General features: G+C 47.3%; 2 tRNA genes and 1 rRNA gene. All 3 read left to right on the top strand.

The annotated features are described in order from the left end of the window. Window positions 1–64 (top strand): 16S ribosomal RNA (locus tag GIV26_RS27070); the annotation flags it as partial. 81 nt (window positions 65–145) lie between these two features. Continuing rightward, a tRNA-Ile gene (locus GIV26_RS27075) sits at window positions 146–222 on the top strand. Between the two features lie 30 nt (window positions 223–252). After that, a tRNA-Ala gene (locus GIV26_RS27080) sits at window positions 253–328 on the top strand. Window positions 329–638: the final 310 nt, after the last annotated feature.

The raw sequence follows: 638 nt of genomic DNA on the forward strand, positions 1-638 counted from the left end.
CATGACTGGGGTGAAGTCGTAACAAGGTAGCCGTAGGGGAACCTGCGGCTGGATCACCTCCTTAATCGACGACATCAGCTGCTCCATAAGTTCCCACACGAATTGCTTGATTCATTGAAGAAGACGAAAGAAGCAGCCCGAAATTGGGTCTGTAGCTCAGTTGGTTAGAGCGCACCCCTGATAAGGGTGAGGTCGGCAGTTCGAATCTGCCCAGACCCACCAATTTTGTGTGGGAAACGCCTGTAGAAATACGGGGCCATAGCTCAGCTGGGAGAGCGCCTGCCTTGCACGCAGGAGGTCAACGGTTCGATCCCGTTTGGCTCCACCACTACTGCTTCTGTTTGTATAAAGCTTAGAAATGAGCATTCCATCGTTGTGATGGTGAATGTTGATTTCTAGTCTTTGACTAGTTCGTTCTTTAAAAATTTGGGTATGTGATAGAAAGATAGACTGAACGTTACTTTCACTGGTAACGGATCAGGCTAAGGTAAAATTTGTGAGTTCTCTTAACTGAGAAATTCGAATTTTCGGCGAATGTCGTCTTCACAGTATAACCAGATTGCTTGGGGTTATATGGTCAAGTGAAGAAGCGCATACGGTGGATGCCTTGGCAGTCAGAGGCGATGAAAGACGTGGTA

The sequence above is a fragment of the Pseudomonas sp. PA-1-3F genome (assembly GCF_021609665.1).
Classification (GTDB): Bacteria; Pseudomonadota; Gammaproteobacteria; order Pseudomonadales; family Pseudomonadaceae; genus Aquipseudomonas; species Aquipseudomonas paracarnis.